Here is a 15,657-nt window from a genome sequence, read left to right as displayed (position 1 = left end):
GCACCGAACGGGCCCGCCCGCGTCCCTGTTCGGGCATCCGCGCTGCCCGAATTCCGCTCCGCCGCAGGTCCGACGCGGGTGGTCGCCGCGCGAAACGGGCGCACACGGGCGCCATTGATTCCATAACAGACCTGGTCAGCGCCGCACACCCGCTGTAGAACTTCCCCCATGGGTCCACCGGGCCCGAACGGGCAACAACGAGCCACACCGGCTTGAGTGCCCCGGAGGCGAGCGAGAGAACACCGTACGGAGAGCGGGTGGCCATGAGCGCGGAGGAACGGCAGCGGGAGATCGTCAAGGCCGCCCGCCGCACGGGCGCCGTCGACGTCAACGCCCTCGCCGCCGAACTGGGCGTCGCCAAGGAGACCGTACGCCGCGATCTGCGCGCCCTGGAGGACCACGGCCTGGTCCGCCGCACCCACGGCGGCGCCTATCCCGTGGAGAGCGCCGGCTTCGAGACGACGCTCGCCTTCCGTGCCACGAGCCACGTACCCGAGAAGCGCCGGATCGCGACCGCGGCGGCCGAGCTGCTCGGGGACGCCGAGACGGTCTTCGTCGACGAGGGCTTCACCCCGCAGCTCATCGCCGAGTCACTGCCCCGGGACCGGCCACTGACCGTGGTCACCGCCTCCCTGCCGGCCGCGGGCGCGCTCGCCGAGTCCGAGAACATCTCGGTCCTGCTGCTCGGCGGCCGGGTCCGGCACGGCACACTCGCGACCGTCGACCACTGGACCACGAAGATGCTCGCCGGCTTCGTCATCGACCTGGCGTTCATCGGCGCCAACGGCATCTCCCGTGAACACGGCCTGACCACGCCCGACCCCGCCGTCAGCGAGGTCAAGTCGCAGGCGATCCGGGCCGCGCGCCGGACCGTGTTCGCAGGCGTGCACACCAAGTTCGGGGCCGTCAGCTTCTGCCGGTTCGCGGAGATCAGCGTCCTGGAGGCAATCGTCACCAGCACGTTCCTCCCCACCGCCGAGGCCCACCGCTACTCGCTGCAAGGCCCGCAGGTCATCCGCGTCTGAAAAACCAACCGACCCCTACGTAGGCACCGCATTACTCAACGTCATCCCCTTTGCACCAAAATATCCAGGAGCGATCCATGCGAACCCAGAGCCGACGGAGGCCGCGCGCGCTACTCGCCGCGACCGCCGCAGGGACGCTGCTCGCCCCCCTGCTCTCCGGCTGCTGGACCGGAGCAGGCGGAGCCGGTTCCGGCGGCAACTCCATCAACGTCCTCATGGTCAACAACCCGCAGATGGTGGAGCTGCAGAAGCTCACCGCCGCCCACTTCACCAAGGAGACCGGCATCAAGGTGAACTTCACCGTGCTGCCGGAGAACGATGTCCGCGACAAGATCAGCCAGGACTTCGCCAACCAGGCCGGCCAGTACGACGTCGCCACCCTCAGCAACTACGAGATACCGATCTACGCCAAGAACGGCTGGCTGCACGAGATGAACTCGTACGTCGCCAAGGACAGCGCGTACGACGAGAAGGACGTCCTCACCCCGATGCGGCAGTCCCTCACCGCCGAGGACGGCAAGCTCTACGGACAGCCCTTCTACGGCGAGTCGTCCTTTCTGATGTACCGCAAGGACGTCTTCGCCAAAAAGGGCCTGACGATGCCCGAGCGCCCGACCTGGACGCAGGTGGCGGACCTCGCCGCCGAGGCCGACGGCGCCGAGCCGGGCATGAAGGGCATCTGTCTGCGCGGCCTGCCGGGCTGGGGCGAGATCATGGCTCCCCTCACCACGGTCGTGAACACCTTCGGCGGCACCTGGTTCGACAAGAACTGGAAGGCGCAGCTGAACTCTCCCGAGTTCGAAAAGGCGACGAAGTTCTACGTGGACCTCGTCCGCAAGCACGGTGAGTCCGGCGCCGCCCAGTCCGGCTTCGCCGAGTGCCTCAACAACATGACCCAGGGCAAGGTCTCCATGTGGTACGACGCCACATCGGCCGCCGGCTCCCTGGAGTCGGCCAACTCCCCGGTCAAGGGCAAGATCGGCTACGTACCGGCGCCGGTCGAGAAGACGAAGTCCTCCGGCTGGCTCTACACCTGGGCCTGGGGCATCCAGGACGCGTCCCGGAACCCGGACAAGGCCTGGAAGTTCGTCTCCTGGGCGTCCAGCAAGGAGTACGAGCAGCTGGTCGGCGACGAGATCGGCTGGTCGAACGTACCGGCCGGCAAGCGGGCGTCGACGTACACGAACGCCGCGTACCGCAAGGAGGCCGCCGCCTTCCAGGAGACGACGAAGGAAGCCATCGAGGGCGCCCGGCCCAACGACCCCGGAGTGCAGCCGCGCCCCGCTCCCGGCATTCAGTTCGTCGGCATCCCCGAGTTCACCGACCTCGGCACCAAGGTCTCGCAGGAGATCAGCGCGGCCATCGCCGGGCGCCAGTCGGTCGAGTCGGCCCTGGACAAGGCGCAAGCACTCGCCGAGGAGATCTCCGAGGAGTACGAGGGACGATGACCGCCACGACGACAGCTCCGGTAGCCGCCACACCCGTACGCACCGAGAATCGCCCCCCGGGCCGACTGCGCGCCTGGGCGACCAGGGCCCCGCTCCTGCCCGCCCTGATCTTCATGATCGCCGTGACCCAGCTCCCGTTCGTGGCCACGCTGGTGATCTCCTTCTTCGACTGGAACTCGCTCTACCCGGATGCCCGCGAGTTCGCGGGCCTCGCGAACTACTCCGAGGTCCTGACCGACGCGGATCTGCGGAAGTCGGTCTTCACCACGATCCTGCTGACCGCGGCCGTGGTCCTGGCCAGCCTCGTCATCGGCCTGGCGCTGGCGCTGCTCCTGGACCGCAAGTTCCGGGGCCGCGGCATCGTGCGTACGCTCCTGATCGCGCCCTTCCTGGTGGTCCCGGTGGCCGCGGCCCTCCTGTGGAAGCACGTGCTCTACAACCCGGAGTACGGCCTGTTCAACGGCCTGCTGCACTACGTGGGCGGCCCTCAGCCGGACTGGATCTCCGACAACCCGCTGCTCGCCATCGAGGCCTCACTGATCTGGCAGTGGACGCCCTTCATGATGCTGATCCTGCTGGCGGGCCTGCAGAGCCGCGACCACGCACAGATCGAGGCGGCGAAGGTGGACGGCGCGAGCGACTGGCAGGTCTTCCGCTACCTGACGCTCCCCCACCTGCGCCGCTACCTCGAACTCGGCGCCCTCCTGGGATCGATCTACATCGTCCAGAACTTCGACGCGGTCTTCACGATCACGTCCGGCGGCCTGGGCACCGCCAACCTCCCCTACACCGTCTACCAGAGCTTCTACCAGGCCCACGAGAACGGCCTCGCCTCCGCGGCCGGCGTCCTCGTCGTCATCGGCTCGATCATCATCGCGACCTTCGCACTGCGCGTGGTCTCGTCCCTGTTCCGTGAGGAGGTGTCCCGCGCATGAGCGCCACCGCGATACGACTGCGTCCCCGCCGCACCCGGGGAGCCGGCCTGGGTGTGCTGGCCTGGCTGCTCGGTCTGCTGTTCTTCCTGCCCATCGCGTGGATGGCCCTGACGTCCTTCCACTCCGAGGAGGACGCCGCCACCAATCCCCCGTCCTTCGCCGCGGCCCTCGCCCTCGACGGCTACCGCGAGTTCTTCGGCGCGGGTGGCGGCGCGAGCCCCTGGCCCTCGCTCATCAACTCGACGGTGGCGTCGCTGGCTTCGACGCTCCTCGTCCTCGTGCTGGCCCTCCCGGCGGCGTACGCACTCTCCATCCGCCCGGTGAAGAAGTGGACGGACGTCCTGTTCTTCTTCCTCTCCACGAAGATGCTGCCGGTGGTGGCAGGCCTCCTGCCGATCTACCTGTTCGCGAGGAACACCGGCCTGCTGGACAACATCTGGCTCCTGGTCATCCTCTACACGTCGATGAACCTGCCGATCGCGGTGTGGATGATGCAGTCGTTCCTCGCCGAGGTCCCGGTGGCGATCATCGAGGCGGCACAGATCGACGGCGCGAGGCTGCCCACGATCCTGGCCCGCGTGGTGGCCCCCATCGCTCTCCCGGGCATCGCGGCCACGGCCCTGATCTGCTTCATCTTCAGCTGGAACGAGCTGCTGTTCGCGAGGGTGCTGACGGGCGTCGTGGCCGAAACAGCCCCCGTCTTCCTCACCGGCTTCATCACCAGCCAGGGCCTGTTCCTGGCGAAGGTGTGCGCCGCTTCGCTCGTCATCTCCCTGCCGGTGCTCGCCGCGGGGTTCGCCGCCCAGGACAAACTGGTCCAGGGCCTGTCCTTGGGAGCCGTGAAATGAAGGCCGCCGTCATCGAGTCCGTGGGCCACGCCGTCGTCACCGAGGTCCCGGACCCGACGCCAGGGCCCCGCGAGGTCGTCGTCGAGGTCGCCGCGTGCGGTCTGTGCGGCACCGATCTGCACATCCTGCAGGGCGAGTTCGCGCCCAAGCTGCCGATCGTGCCGGGGCACGAGTTCGCGGGCGAGGTGGTCGGGGTGGGCACCCAGGTCACGGAACTGTCGGTGGGCGACCGGGTGGCGGTGGACCCGTCCCTGTACTGCTACGAGTGCCGGTACTGCCGTACGGGCCACAACAACCTCTGCGAGCGCTGGGCGGCGATAGGCGTGACCACGGCGGGCGGCGCCGCCCAGTACGCCGTGGCCCCGGTGGCCAACTGCGTCAAGCTCCCCGAGCACGTACGCACCCAGGACGCGGCCCTGGTCGAACCCCTCTCCTGCGCGGTACGCGGCTACGACGTCCTCAAGTCCCGCCTCGGCGCCCATGTCCTGATCTACGGCTCCGGAACGATGGGCCTGATGATGCTGGAGCTCGCCAAGCGGACGGGCGCGGCGAGTGTGGACGTGGTGGACCTCAATCCCGCCCGCCTGGCGACGGCCGAGCAGCTCGGCGTCACGGCGTCGGCCGCGACCCCCGACGAACTGGACCGCCCCCAGGGCTGGGACCTGGTCATCGACGCCACGGGCAACGCGGCGGCGATCCAGGACGGCCTCGACCGGGTGGCCAAGGCAGGTACGTTCCTCCAGTTCGGCGTCGCCGACTACGCGACCCGCGTGACGATCGACCCGTACCGCATCTACAACCAGGAGATCACCATCACCGGCTCCATGGCGGTCCTCCACAGCTTCGAACGCGCGGCGGAACTGTTCGCGACGGGGGTCCTGGACCCGGACGTGTTCATCAGCGACCGCATCTCGCTGGACAGCTATCCGCAGGCGCTGGAGCAGTTCGCGTCGGGGGTGGGCCGCAAGATCGTCGTAACGCCGTAATCCACTGTCGTCGGGCATGACCGGGCGCCTAGCATCCTGGTCATGCCACGACCACAGGGATTCTCGTTCGAGCATCAGGGCGCTGGAAGCGTGACGATCACCCACAACGGCCGCCCCGCGACCACCCTCCGCGGCCCACGCGCCGACCAGTTCCTCGTGGAAGTGGAATCGGGCGATCCACAGCTCGTCATGGCCCGCTGGACCGGCAACTACAAGCGCGGCAACGAACGCACGGCCCGCAACCACCCGCGCAACAGCCGCTGACCCAATTGGCTGCCAGGTAAGGGAACGGTAAAGCGGGCCCGGTCGTTACCCCACACATGACAGCTATGACCCCCGGCTCGAACATCCCTCTCCCCGTCGCCCGCGTGACGGTGGACGTCACCGCCCCGGTGCGGCTCGACGTATCGGGCCTGCTGCTCACCGCCGACGGCAAGGTGCGCTCCGACGACGATTTCATCTTCTACAACCAGCCCGCGGGCCCCGGCGTGACGTACCGCTCGGGCGGCGGCGCGGCCCCGGACGCGATCGTGGTCGACACAGCCTCCGTGCCCCCGGGCATCGAGAAGATCGTCGTCACGGCGAGCCCGGACGCGGCGGGCCAGACCTTCCAGGGCATCGAACCGACCGCGACGATTCGCAACGCGGACGACAATTCCGTACTGGCCAGCTTCACGCCCCCGCAGCTGGGCGCGGAGACGGCACTGGTGATCGTGGAGGTCTATCTCCGCAACGGCGCCTGGAAGGCCCGAGCGGTCGGCCAGGGGTACGCGAACGGCCTGGCGGGCATCGCCACGGACTTCGGCGTCACGGTGGAGGAACCGGCTCCGGCCCCGGCCCAGACACCCGTCGCCCCGCCCGCCCCCGCGATGCAGCCCCCGGTCGCCCCGCCCGCCCCGACGCTCGTGACACCCCCGGCCCCGGCCGCACCCCCGGCGGCGCCGCCCGCTCCCGCCCCCGGCGCCGGAAAGATCAACCTCGACAAGGGCCGCGTAAGCCTCCAGAAGAACCAGACCGTCTCCTTGGTCAAGGGCGGCGCCCCGCTCCTCTCCCAGGTCAAGATGGGCCTCGGCTGGGAGCCGGCGTACCGCGGCAAGGACATCGACCTGGACGCGTCGGTCATCGCGTACGGCCCGCAGCGCAACCACATCGACAGCTGCTACTTCGGCAAACTCTCCATCGTGAACGGTGCGATCAAGCACTCCGGCGACAACCTCACGGGCGAGGGCGGCGGAGACGACGAGGTCATCACGGTCGACCTCGGCCGCCTCCCCCAGGAGGTCACCGGCCTGGTCTTCACCGTGAACTCCTTCTCCGGCCAGAAGTTCACCGAGGTCGCCAAGGCCTACTGCCGCCTCCTGGACGCCGCCACCGGCGAGGAACTGGTCCGCTTCGACCTCACCAACGCCGAGGCCCAGACCGGCGTCATGATGGCCAAGCTGATCAAGCAGTTCTCCGGCGAGTGGGAGATGACGGCCATGGGCGACTTCGTCAAGTCCCGCACGGTACGGGGCATGGTGAAGCCTGCGGCACAGTCGCTGTAAGCGTTCGCGTTCGCACGAGTTCCGGGGCGCCCTCTTCCGAGAGGGCGCCCCGCCGTGCGCCGGCGGCTGCCCGGCCCAGCTAAAACAGCGCGCTGTACGCGTTCAGCGCGGGCTGTCCGCCGAGGTGCGCGTACAGCACCGTGGACTCCCGCCCGATCTCTCCCCGCGACACGAGATCGACGAGCCCGGCCATCGACTTCCCCTCATACACCGGATCCGTCACCATCCCCTCGGTCCGAGCGGCGAGCCGCATCGCCTCCAGTGTGGCCTCGTCGGGGATGCCGTACGTACCTGCGTGGTACCGCTCGTCCAGCTCGACGTCCGACTCGTCCAACTCCCTCTTCACGCCAATGAGTTGACCCGTACCGTGAGCAATCCGCGCGATCTGCGCACGGGTGCGGGCGGGCGCGGCCGACGCGTCGATGCCGAGGACGCGCCGCGCCCGACCACCCGCCTCCTCCAAGGCCGCGAACCCGGCGACCATGCCAGCCTGTGTCGACCCGGTCACGGAGCACACGATCACAGTGTCGAAGAAGACGCCCAACTCACGCTCCTGCTCGGCGACTTCATACGCCCAGCCGGCGAACCCAAGACCGCCGAGCGGATGGTCGGAGGCACCGGCGGGAATGGCGTACGGCTTCCCGCCTCCCTCCTCGACCTCCCGGAGCGCCTGCTCCCAACTCTCCTTGAACCCGATCCCGAACCCGGCCCGCACCAGCCGCACATCCGCGCCCGCGAGCCGGCTGATCAGGATGTTGCCAACCTTGTCGTACACGGCGTCGGGCCACTCCACCCAACTCTCCTGCACCAGCACGCACTTGAGCCCGGCACGGGCGGCCACGGCCGCGACCTGCCGGGTGTGGTTGGACTGCACACCACCGATGGAGACGAGCGTGTCGCACCCCTGAGCAAGCGCGTCCGCGACGAGGTACTCCAGCTTGCGCGTCTTGTTACCCCCATACGCGATACCGGAGTTGCAGTCCTCACGCTTGGCCCAGACCGAGGCCCCGCCGAGGTGCTTGGTCAGTCGCTCCATCGGGTGCACGGGTGAGGGCCCGAAGAGAAGGGGGTAACGCTCGTACGAGGAAAGGGACATGGATCCTCCCAGGATCAGTCGCCGTCGGCGAGGCCTTCGAGCCCCCGCCAGATCTCCGCGGTGACACGGACCGCCTCGTCCACGTCACCGGCCGCGCAGGCCTCGATGAGCTGCTCGTGCAGCCCGGCCGAACGACAGTTGCCGCCCTCACCGAAGCGCCGTCGCTCCAGTCGGCGGATGAGCGGGGTGTAGCGGGCGATGGTGGCGGCGGCCGCGCGGTTGCCGCTGACGCGGACGAGCACGTCGTGCAGTTCGTCGTCGGCGCGCAGGGCGGTGTCCACGTCGCCCGCGTGAACGGCGGCCGCGAACCGCTCATTGGCCGAACGCATCATCTCGACGTCCGCGGCGAACAGCCGGGGCACGGCGACCCGCGCGGCCAGCTCGTGCATGGCCCCGACGACGGCCGCCGCGTCCCGCACGTCGGAGGCCACGACAGGGGTCACTCGTGTGTAGCTCTGCGGCTTGCTCTCCAGCAGCCCCTCGTCGACGAGCCGCGAGAAGGCCTCACGCACGGGCGCCCGTGACAGCCCGAGCCGCTCAGCGAGATCGGCGTCGCGCACCGCCGCGCCCGGTTCGATGTCTCCGGCCACGATGGCGTCCCTGATCGCTTCGTACGCCCGGTCCCTGAGCAGGGTGCGAGGCACGGGCCCTATGGCGTCCACAACTGAAATGTTAGATGTCAATCTCCTTCGCGCACAAGACTGTGGCCCGCACCGAGGTGCGGGCCACTCCTTGGGTCTCGCGGTTTGGGGCTCAGGCTTCGCGGGAGGTGTACGTGACGAAGGCGGTCCAGGCGTTGGCGGGGACGGTGAAGCGGGGGCTTCCAGGGCCGAGCTTCGAGTCTCGGATGTGGATGGTGTGGGGGCAGGCGGCGACTTCGAGGCAGGCGCCGCCCTGGGAGTCGCTGTAGCTGGACTTGCACCAGGCGTAAGCGACTTCGAGGCATTCGCCGCCCTGAGAGTCGCTGTAGCTGGACTTGAACCACGCCAGCGTTTCGCTCATAGCCCCTCTGCCACCTTCCTGATGAACGCCGCCGACTCGTCAACTCCGAGAGCTTGCATGCGGATCATGCCATGCACCTGCGCCAGGTAGCTCACCTTGTCAGCGTCGGCGTGCAACACGCTCGTCTCCGGACCTTCAACATAGGCGAAGTGCTCGTGATCAACGGTCTCCAGCAGCACGAAGGAGCCGTTGAGCGCCAGACCGCTACACCTCCCGAAGGGCAGCACCTGGATGGACACGTTGCGCAGGGCCCCAACCGCCGACACCTCGAGCAACTGCCGCCGCATGACTTCCGGTCCGCCCACCTCCGTGCGCAGCGCAGTCTCATGGATCACGAAGCCGTACACCGTTCTGGCGCGGCGAGTCAGCGCCTCTTGCCTCGCCAACCGAGCTCGGACCCTCTCCTCAACTGTCTCATCATCCAGCGGCGGACAGCTCTCGCTGATCAGCGCTCGCGCATACTCCCCCGTCTGCAACAGACCGGGAATCAGCCCAAGCGCATAGTGGTGCACCACGAATGCTTCGGCCTCAATCGCCATGTACTCCTGTGTCCGCGCAGGAAAGGGCTCCGGCTTCAGAAACTCATGCCCGGCCGCCAACTTCCCTCTTGCCCCGCACAGTTGATCCGCAACCTGCAACAACCTCAGCGTCGGCCTACGCCTTCCGCATTCCATCGACTTGACGTACTCGGAGTCGTACCCGGCCTCCCCCGCCAACTCCTGCCGGCTGACCCCCGCCTCCTCCCGCCACAACTTGATCTGCCCACCGCAGTACCGCCAGTTCTGCTGAGCCTGCTGCGACTCCCCGGAAGCCACGCACCCACCCGCCTCCCGCCGCCACACCGTGTACAGCCACGCTGTGTACCCACACCGACACTCCCCGAGACTACGCACCAACCACCAGCCTGATCACTGCGAATGACGGAGAATCACACGCAAGGAACGGCACACACATGCCCCAGGACCGCGACGACGCCGAAGCCACCGAAGACACCAAAGACGTCGAATGGCACCTGCCCCGCCACGCCCGCAGCGTCGGCCGGGCCCGCACCCTCCTCCGCGATCAGGCCACAGCCTGGAAGCTCCCCGACGAGCTGACGGAAACGGCCGTACTCCTGCTCAGCGAGCTGATGACGAACGCCTACCGCCACGCGAAGGTCTCCCCCGGCCGCGAGATCCGGACCCGCTGCAACCTGGACGCCGGCCAGCTTTTCGTGTCCGTGACGGACGCCAACGACACGCTCCCGACGCTCCGCGAGGCGACCCCGGACGACGAGTCGGGCCGGGGCCTGCCCTTGGTGGCGACACTGGCGGACGACTGGGGCGCGGAACCCCGTACAGGCGGCGTCGGCAAGACGGTCTGGTTCACGCTCCGCAGCGATGGACAGCCATGAACTCTTGGTGCTACGGGGACTGTTGTGCTCGTTCTAGGCTCAGCGCATGAAGATCACTGTGCGGTCGGCATCCGAGGACGACCTCTCAGCACTGCTGGCCCTCTACAGCGAGTTGAACCCGGACGATGCTCCGCTCCCCCAGGCGTCTGCAGACGCCATCTGGACAGCGATATCGAAGCAGCAGGGCCGGACCATCCTGATCGCCGAAGTTGATGGCAGCGCGGCCGGAACGGCGGATTGCATGAGGAGTGGTTGCCTGCTGGCAGGCGAAGGGACTTGAGTCTCCAGTAGGGGGAGACACAAAGGTGGGGGCATGGACGGCGACACGCTCTACTCGATCGGCGAGCTCGCTCGGCGGACCGGTCTCACGGTCAAGACCATTCGGTTCTACTCCGATCGCGGAATCGTGGCGCCGACGGACCGCAGCCCGGCCGGCTACCGCCTCTACAACATCGACGCCGTCGCACGCCTGGACCTCGTGCGGACCCTGCGCGAGCTGGGACTGGACCTTCCCACGATCCGCAAGGTCGTGGACCGCGAGCTCTCGCTTCCCGAGGTCGCCGCGGCGCACGCCGAAGCACTGGCAGTGCAGATCGGCGTCCTGCGCCTGCGGCGCGCGGTGCTGATGGCGGTGGCCGAGCGCGGGTCCACACCTGAGGAGACGGAACTCATGCACCGGCTGGCCCAGCTTTCCGAGGACGAACGCCGACGTCTGATCGGCGATTTCCTCGACGCCGTCTTCGGCGGTCTTGACGCCGCTCCCGCATTCGCGGGGGTCATGCGCTCGATGACCCCCGAGCTGCCCGACAACCCGGAGGCGGAGCAGGTCCAGGCGTGGGTGGAGTTGGCCGAACTTTCCCTGGACCCGGATTTCCGCGCCGGCGTGCGGCGGATGGTCGAGGACCAGCTAGCCGAGCAGGCCCGAAGCGACACGATGGGCCCGCGCCGCGACATTGCCGCAGCCGTCCGTGACCAGGCCAGCCCGGCCCTGACCGCCGGCATCGACCCGGCCTCGCCCCAGGCCGATCCGATCGTCGCGGCGTTCACGGCGCACTACGCGCACCTCCTGGGCCGCCCCGACGACGTCGAGCTTCGCCGCCGGCTGGCGACGCGGCTGGAGAGCGTGAACGACCCCCGCAGGGAGCGATACCTCCAGCTGCTCGCAGTGGTCAACGGCTGGCCGGCCCCGGAGAGTCTGGCGCAGGTGTTCGACTGGTCCGTCCAGGCTCTGCGCGTCCGGACACAGCAATGACGGGGCGGTCGCAAGGCGGCATGGGGCGGACGTGGCTGGCGTCGGGTGAAAACGCCGCCGCATATGATCGGTTCATGAATGCCCCCGTCTTACTTCAGGTGGCCGCGTCGCCGGTCTCTCCCGCTCTCGTTCTTCGCCCCTGGCGCATGGAGGACGTTGCCGCATTGGTCGAGGTGAGCCGGGATCCCGCATTGCGCCAGTGGGCGAGCTCTGTCGTGGACAACGATGCCGACGGGGCACGGTGGGTGCAGGCTCAGCAGCGGGGCTGGGCAGCGGGGGACCGGTTCGGCTTCGCCGTCCTTGAGGCACAACCCGGTTCAGTTCGCGAACAGTTGGTGGGCAACGTGGTCCTCAAGGAAGTCACCTCCGGAAAACCGGCGGCCGAGGTGGGCTACTGGACCGCGGCGCACTCTCGCGGGCGGGGAGTGGCCCCCCGCGCTCTGGAGGCACTCACCAGCTGGGCCTTCGACACCTTCGAAGCCGACGGGCTGGAGCGTCTCGAACTCCTGCACCAGGTGGACAACCTGGCATCGTGCCGGGTTGCGCAGAAGAGCCGGTACGACTTCGACAGCATTCTGCCCGCGGCGCCGCCCTCCTTCCCCCGCGATGGCCACCTGCACATACGGCGCACGAGTGCCTGAGATCCTCCCGGCTTCTGCGGATCGGCTGAGGCTGCTCACGCCGCGAGAGTCTCGGGGCGTTCGACGAGGCGGCCGCGTTCGAAGCGGGCCCCGGCACGGACCAGAGCGACGAGGTGGGGTGCGTTCACAGCCCGCCAGCGGGCCTGGGCGGACTCGACCAGCTTGAAAACCATCGCCAGCCCGGCGGCCCGGCTGCCGGCAGCCAACTCGGCGATGTATGCGTTGACCTCGGCTTCCAGCGCGGCGGCCAGCATCCTGCGGGCGCCCTCCCGGACGATCTCGTCCAGCAGCGACGACCCATCTCGCGTGGCGCCGTCTTCTTTGACTACGGTGAGCCTGGACCTGCTTTCCCGACCGACGCCGCGAACGTCGGCCTTGCTCGGTGACCTATCGATCAATCACCCGGGAAGGTACGTTTCTGTTTCTCGACGTGCACGGACCACTCAACCCCTATGCAGCCAAGCCGGAAAAGCGCCCCGACGGATACACCACGCTCAGAGTGCCCCAGGACTGCGGGACGGATGGATGGACTACGCCAACGGCCGTCCCTTCGCCTGGGTGGACGACGAGCAGAGCGATCTGGACCAGGCGTAGGCCGGCTCCGCCCAGGTGCTACGCCGCTTGATCGAGGGCAACCTTCGCAAAGGCCTCCAGGACCGTGGACCAGCCGCCTCCGCCGGTGATCCCGTCGCGCAGGGCCTGGCCCTCGACGAGCCGGTCCAGGTGCCGGTGTTCCAGTTCGACGGTGGTCTGCTCGGGGCCGTCGGCGGTGAAGCGGATCTCGATTTCGCTGGCATGCTCCGGGTCGGCGTCGTACTGCCAGTAGCCGTTGATCTGCCAGGTCACGACCAGCCGATGCGGCGGCTCCCAGGCCAGCACCCGACCCCAGTCGCATTCACTGCCGTCCACGCCGCGCTCGTACCACCGGCCGCCCTCACGTGGCTCCAGGATGGCCTCCGCCATCTCCACTTGGCCGATGTGATAGTCGCTCGGCCACCAGCTGTGGAACGACTCGGTGAAGACGCGAAACGCCCGTTCGACAGGCACGTTGACGGTGATCTTTCCTTGCAGGGGTGCAACGGTCATCACGGAGCTTCCTCTTCGGGATCATCCGGCGCCGCCTCGGCGGCCTTCTGAAAAGCGGTGAGCGCGTCGTTCCATACGCCGTCCAGCCAGGCCCGCAGCCCGGCCACGCCCTCGGGGTTGAGCCGGTACACACGGCGCGTTCCTTCGGCGTGGGAGACGACCAGGCCGCCGTCCTTGAGCACCCGCAGGTGCTGGGACACCGCTGGACGGCTGACCGGCAACCGCTCGGCGAGCTCACCCACCGATGAGGGGCGACGAGCCAGGATTTCGAAGATCGCACGCCGGGTTGGATCCCCGAGAAGCCCTAGCCCGCCATCTCCGTAAGTATCCACGAACGGTAAACGTAGGCTTACGGATTCCTTGTGGCAACCAGTGTCGGACAGCACGGCCAAGGCCAGGACACATACGGACCCGCACAAGCGTGTGGCCCGCACCGAAGTGCGGGCCACTCCCCCTACCGCTCCTTCAGGCCGCCCAAGGCCAGTCGGCGTCTCGGGACGCCTCCAGCAGCGGCACCATCCGGAAAGCCGCGTCCGACAGACCACCGAACGTGTGCCTGTTCCCCTTCCCGGACGGGCCGTGGCCCGCCCGGTACCCGGCAAGGTTCCAGGTGTACACCGGGACCTGCGCCGGGATCTGCTGGGTCGGGTCACCGTGGGGGCTGTACGCGGCCTGCTCGTCGGTGACGAGCAGGACCCGGTCGTGTCCCTTGTAGTGGCTGCGCACCGCCCCGGTGGTGTTGGTGCCGCCGAGGTCGCCGAAGCGCTCCAGCACCTTCAGCACCGACTCGCCCTTACGGAACTTCACACAGTTGCTCGTTGTCCCGAACTCCACCAGATCCGCGTCCGCCGCCCGCAGCGCGAGCGCCGTGCCGAAGATCGCCGCGGCGTCCGCCCGGTTCAGCTCCGAGCGGTCGGACAGCCGCGAGTAGAACATCGAGCCCGAGCGGTCGACCAGTACCAGCGTGCGGCCCGGCAGTGCGGGCACGTTGGCCAGCGAGTGGCCGAGTGCCTGCTCCAGCGGGTACGACCAGCGCAGCGAGGGCGCGTGCTGGTACGCGGCGAGGTAGCGGAACGGGAACTGGCGCGAGCGCGCCACCTCCGCCGGGTCGCTGATCTTGGCGGCGACCTGAGCCGCCACCTCGTCCGAGACGCCCGCCTCGTCGAAGTTCCGCAGGTTGCGGACCAGCGCCATGGAGCCCATGGACGGGATCACGGCCTCCCAGGCCGCCTTGTCCATCGGGCCCTGGAGCCAGCCGGCCAGCGCCTCCCAGGTGATGCCCGCGTCCGCGAGGCGCTGCGCGCCTCCCGAACCGGTTACGACCTTGCGCCGCTTGGCGGGCCGCAGTGCCATCAGGTCACGGTGGGCCGCCAGTACGGGCAGCGACTTGGGCACCACTGCCGCCTCCGGGTGGTGCCGGCGGTCGAGGGCGTACTGGAACAGGTCGCCCTGCCACGGCTTGTGAGGGTCCGGTGCGGCGTGCACCAGGTTGAGGATGTCGCCGAAGCGGTAGCCCTTGGACGCCGTGTCGTACTTCAGGAGCGACTTGGCGCTGTAGAGGCGGCGTACGGCGTCGGCGACGCCGCGCTTAACGGGCTTCGGGATGGCTCGGCCGTACCGCGAAGTCCAGTACGCGAGCAGCTCGCCGGGCTCGTCGGGACGGCGCAGCACCGAGTCGATGACCTGCCGGTTGGACGGACCGTCCGTCGCACCCGCGTCGAGACGCGCCTTCACGTACTCGGCGGCGCCCACGATCGAGGCCGTACGCAGGTTGCCCTCGCCGCGCAGCCAGCCGAGCAGGCCCGCGGTCCACTCCGGGTCCTCGACGGCGAGCCAGCGTACGAGCTGGGCGAACCGGTCGTCGCGAGCCTCGCCGGACTCGTAGAAGGTCTGCTGCGCAACGAAGTTGGCGATCGAGAGGAGGAAGAGCTCGGAGCGCGCGTCACGCTCCTGGCCCCGGCCGCCCTGGTGGGTACGCAGGACCCGCCCGGTCGACGTCACTCGAGAAGTGGGCTGCGCCCTGGTGGACTTGGTGTTGAAACGCGCCATGGTGAATTCCCCCGAATTCATTGATTTTCCAAGGGGGAGGCGCAACAAATGGAATGTGCCCGAGGTCAGGAGTCGGCGACGGAACAGTCAGATGCTCTGCCAATTGAGCTACCTCGACCGAAGTCGATTGACGGGACTCGAACCCGCAACCCTCTGATCCGAAGAAGTAACCGTTGCCTGCGCACCGGGCACACACCATTTGCTGCGCCTCCCGAGATCAAGTCGGCTGCGGCATGGATTCTTTGAGAGAGAAGTAGCCGCAGCTTGCGCACCGGGAGGTGCGTGACATGCATGAAATTGTGGTGTCCAGAGTTCAAGGCCGGCGGAACCGACGTAGGTGCTCTAACCCCTG

General features: G+C 68.4%; 18 protein-coding genes and 2 pseudogenes. 11 read left to right on the top strand and 9 right to left on the bottom strand.

What is annotated here, in order from left to right:
• The first annotated feature begins 263 nt into the window (after window positions 1-263).
• From ACGFNK_RS13215 to ACGFNK_RS13185, 7 genes are all read left to right on the top strand, one after another.
• Window positions 264-1,025 (top strand): DeoR/GlpR family DNA-binding transcription regulator, encoded by a 762-nt coding sequence (locus tag ACGFNK_RS13215; protein ID WP_393415260.1) that lies wholly within the window; start codon window positions 264-266, stop codon window positions 1,023-1,025.
• A gap of 77 nt (window positions 1,026-1,102) precedes the next feature.
• Window positions 1,103-2,473, top strand: a complete 1,371-nt coding sequence (locus ACGFNK_RS13210; RefSeq protein WP_393415257.1) for an ABC transporter substrate-binding protein — start codon at window positions 1,103-1,105, stop codon at window positions 2,471-2,473.
• Complete coding sequence (locus ACGFNK_RS13205; RefSeq protein WP_393415254.1) at window positions 2,470-3,408, top strand: carbohydrate ABC transporter permease; 939 nt, start codon at window positions 2,470-2,472, stop codon at window positions 3,406-3,408. Before ACGFNK_RS13210 ends, ACGFNK_RS13205 begins: the two co-directional genes overlap by 4 nt.
• On the top strand, window positions 3,405-4,256 hold the full coding sequence (locus tag ACGFNK_RS13200) for a carbohydrate ABC transporter permease (protein ID WP_393415251.1): 852 nt from the start codon (window positions 3,405-3,407) through the stop codon (window positions 4,254-4,256). Before ACGFNK_RS13205 ends, ACGFNK_RS13200 begins: the two co-directional genes overlap by 4 nt.
• Entirely contained in the window at window positions 4,253-5,242 is a 990-nt protein-coding gene (locus ACGFNK_RS13195; protein WP_393415248.1) for a zinc-dependent alcohol dehydrogenase family protein, read from the top strand. The genes ACGFNK_RS13200 and ACGFNK_RS13195 overlap by 4 nt, the downstream gene beginning before the upstream one ends.
• Window positions 5,243-5,284: 42 nt before the next feature.
• Window positions 5,285-5,506, top strand: coding sequence for a hypothetical protein (locus ACGFNK_RS13190; RefSeq protein ID WP_393415245.1), 222 nt, complete (start codon window positions 5,285-5,287; stop codon window positions 5,504-5,506).
• A gap of 65 nt (window positions 5,507-5,571) precedes the next feature.
• Window positions 5,572-6,786: a TerD family protein gene (locus ACGFNK_RS13185; protein ID WP_393415562.1), complete on the top strand. Its 1,215-nt coding sequence runs from the start codon at window positions 5,572-5,574 to the stop codon at window positions 6,784-6,786.
• Between the two features lie 79 nt (window positions 6,787-6,865).
• Here the strand turns inward: ACGFNK_RS13185 and ACGFNK_RS13180 are convergent, their stop codons facing one another.
• The 5 genes and pseudogenes from ACGFNK_RS13180 to ACGFNK_RS13160 form a co-directional block, all read right to left on the bottom strand.
• Window positions 6,866-7,882 carry a 1-aminocyclopropane-1-carboxylate deaminase gene (locus ACGFNK_RS13180; protein ID WP_393415242.1) on the bottom strand — a complete coding sequence of 339 codons (1,017 nt, stop codon included), beginning with the start codon at window positions 7,880-7,882 and terminating at the stop codon, window positions 6,866-6,868.
• Between the two features lie 14 nt (window positions 7,883-7,896).
• Window positions 7,897-8,544, bottom strand: a complete 648-nt coding sequence (locus tag ACGFNK_RS13175; protein ID WP_033317869.1) for a GntR family transcriptional regulator — start codon at window positions 8,542-8,544, stop codon at window positions 7,897-7,899.
• A 91-nt stretch (window positions 8,545-8,635) separates the two neighbouring features.
• Window positions 8,636-8,884: a DUF397 domain-containing protein gene (locus tag ACGFNK_RS13170; protein ID WP_393415239.1), complete on the bottom strand. Its 249-nt coding sequence runs from the start codon at window positions 8,882-8,884 to the stop codon at window positions 8,636-8,638.
• The gene (locus ACGFNK_RS13165; RefSeq protein ID WP_393415561.1) at window positions 8,881-9,423 is read right to left on the bottom strand and encodes a DUF5753 domain-containing protein; all 543 of its coding nucleotides are present in this window, start codon (window positions 9,421-9,423) and stop codon (window positions 8,881-8,883) included. Before ACGFNK_RS13165 ends, ACGFNK_RS13170 begins: the two co-directional genes overlap by 4 nt.
• Window positions 9,424-9,495: 72 nt before the next feature.
• Window positions 9,496-9,699 (bottom strand): annotated as a pseudogene (locus ACGFNK_RS13160) (helix-turn-helix domain-containing protein); the annotation flags it as partial.
• Between the two features lie 137 nt (window positions 9,700-9,836).
• Here ACGFNK_RS13160 and ACGFNK_RS13155 point away from each other — a divergent pair.
• The 4 genes from ACGFNK_RS13155 (at window position 9,837) to ACGFNK_RS13140 (ending at window position 12,170) form a co-directional block, all read left to right on the top strand.
• The gene (locus ACGFNK_RS13155; protein ID WP_393415236.1) at window positions 9,837-10,277 is read left to right on the top strand and encodes an ATP-binding protein; all 441 of its coding nucleotides are present in this window, start codon (window positions 9,837-9,839) and stop codon (window positions 10,275-10,277) included.
• 46 nt (window positions 10,278-10,323) lie between these two features.
• Window positions 10,324-10,557, top strand: coding sequence for a hypothetical protein (locus ACGFNK_RS13150; protein ID WP_393415233.1), 234 nt, complete (start codon window positions 10,324-10,326; stop codon window positions 10,555-10,557).
• 33 nt (window positions 10,558-10,590) lie between these two features.
• Window positions 10,591-11,529, top strand: coding sequence for a MerR family transcriptional regulator (locus ACGFNK_RS13145; protein ID WP_393415230.1), 939 nt, complete (start codon window positions 10,591-10,593; stop codon window positions 11,527-11,529).
• 74 nt (window positions 11,530-11,603) lie between these two features.
• The gene (locus tag ACGFNK_RS13140) at window positions 11,604-12,170 is read left to right on the top strand and encodes a GNAT family N-acetyltransferase (protein ID WP_393415226.1); all 567 of its coding nucleotides are present in this window, start codon (window positions 11,604-11,606) and stop codon (window positions 12,168-12,170) included.
• A gap of 35 nt (window positions 12,171-12,205) precedes the next feature.
• Here ACGFNK_RS13140 and ACGFNK_RS13135 read toward each other — a convergent pair.
• The 4 genes and pseudogenes from ACGFNK_RS13135 to ACGFNK_RS13120 all read right to left on the bottom strand — a co-directional run.
• Window positions 12,206-12,367: pseudogene (locus ACGFNK_RS13135) on the bottom strand (IS256 family transposase); the annotation flags it as partial.
• 415 nt (window positions 12,368-12,782) lie between these two features.
• Window positions 12,783-13,256, bottom strand: coding sequence for an SRPBCC family protein (locus tag ACGFNK_RS13130; RefSeq protein ID WP_393415223.1), 474 nt, complete (start codon window positions 13,254-13,256; stop codon window positions 12,783-12,785).
• Complete coding sequence (locus tag ACGFNK_RS13125) at window positions 13,256-13,588, bottom strand: ArsR/SmtB family transcription factor (protein ID WP_393415220.1); 333 nt, start codon at window positions 13,586-13,588, stop codon at window positions 13,256-13,258. The genes ACGFNK_RS13130 and ACGFNK_RS13125 overlap by 1 nt, the downstream gene beginning before the upstream one ends.
• Before the next feature lie 133 nt (window positions 13,589-13,721).
• Complete coding sequence (locus ACGFNK_RS13120; protein ID WP_393415217.1) at window positions 13,722-15,305, bottom strand: TROVE domain-containing protein; 1,584 nt, start codon at window positions 15,303-15,305, stop codon at window positions 13,722-13,724.
• Window positions 15,306-15,657 lie beyond the last annotated feature (352 nt).

The sequence above is a fragment of the Streptomyces sp. NPDC048825 genome, from assembly GCF_043198355.1.
GTDB lineage: Bacteria > Actinomycetota > Actinomycetes > Streptomycetales > Streptomycetaceae > Streptomyces > Streptomyces xiangluensis.
Note: the sequence above shows the minus strand (reverse complement) of the source record. Positions and strands in the feature narration are given on the sequence as shown.

Coding starts and splice junctions, on each gene's coding strand:
- ACGFNK_RS13150 (WP_393415233.1), top strand. CDS start 10,324: ATGAAGATCACTGTGCGGTCGGCATCCGAGGACGACCTCTCAGCACTG.
- ACGFNK_RS13155 (WP_393415236.1), top strand. CDS start 9,837: ATGCCCCAGGACCGCGACGACGCCGAAGCCACCGAAGACACCAAAGAC.
- ACGFNK_RS13140 (WP_393415226.1), top strand. CDS start 11,604: ATGAATGCCCCCGTCTTACTTCAGGTGGCCGCGTCGCCGGTCTCTCCC.
- ACGFNK_RS13145 (WP_393415230.1), top strand. CDS start 10,591: ATGGACGGCGACACGCTCTACTCGATCGGCGAGCTCGCTCGGCGGACC.
- ACGFNK_RS13190 (WP_393415245.1), top strand. CDS start 5,285: ATGCCACGACCACAGGGATTCTCGTTCGAGCATCAGGGCGCTGGAAGC.
- ACGFNK_RS13120 (WP_393415217.1), bottom strand. CDS start 15,305: ATGGCGCGTTTCAACACCAAGTCCACCAGGGCGCAGCCCACTTCTCGA.
- ACGFNK_RS13195 (WP_393415248.1), top strand. CDS start 4,253: ATGAAGGCCGCCGTCATCGAGTCCGTGGGCCACGCCGTCGTCACCGAG.
- ACGFNK_RS13215 (WP_393415260.1), top strand. CDS start 264: ATGAGCGCGGAGGAACGGCAGCGGGAGATCGTCAAGGCCGCCCGCCGC.
- ACGFNK_RS13205 (WP_393415254.1), top strand. CDS start 2,470: ATGACCGCCACGACGACAGCTCCGGTAGCCGCCACACCCGTACGCACC.
- ACGFNK_RS13130 (WP_393415223.1), bottom strand. CDS start 13,256: ATGACCGTTGCACCCCTGCAAGGAAAGATCACCGTCAACGTGCCTGTC.
- ACGFNK_RS13210 (WP_393415257.1), top strand. CDS start 1,103: ATGCGAACCCAGAGCCGACGGAGGCCGCGCGCGCTACTCGCCGCGACC.
- ACGFNK_RS13180 (WP_393415242.1), bottom strand. CDS start 7,882: ATGTCCCTTTCCTCGTACGAGCGTTACCCCCTTCTCTTCGGGCCCTCA.
- ACGFNK_RS13200 (WP_393415251.1), top strand. CDS start 3,405: ATGAGCGCCACCGCGATACGACTGCGTCCCCGCCGCACCCGGGGAGCC.
- ACGFNK_RS13185 (WP_393415562.1), top strand. CDS start 5,572: ATGACCCCCGGCTCGAACATCCCTCTCCCCGTCGCCCGCGTGACGGTG.
- ACGFNK_RS13165 (WP_393415561.1), bottom strand. CDS start 9,423: ATGGCGATTGAGGCCGAAGCATTCGTGGTGCACCACTATGCGCTTGGG.
- ACGFNK_RS13170 (WP_393415239.1), bottom strand. CDS start 8,884: ATGAGCGAAACGCTGGCGTGGTTCAAGTCCAGCTACAGCGACTCTCAG.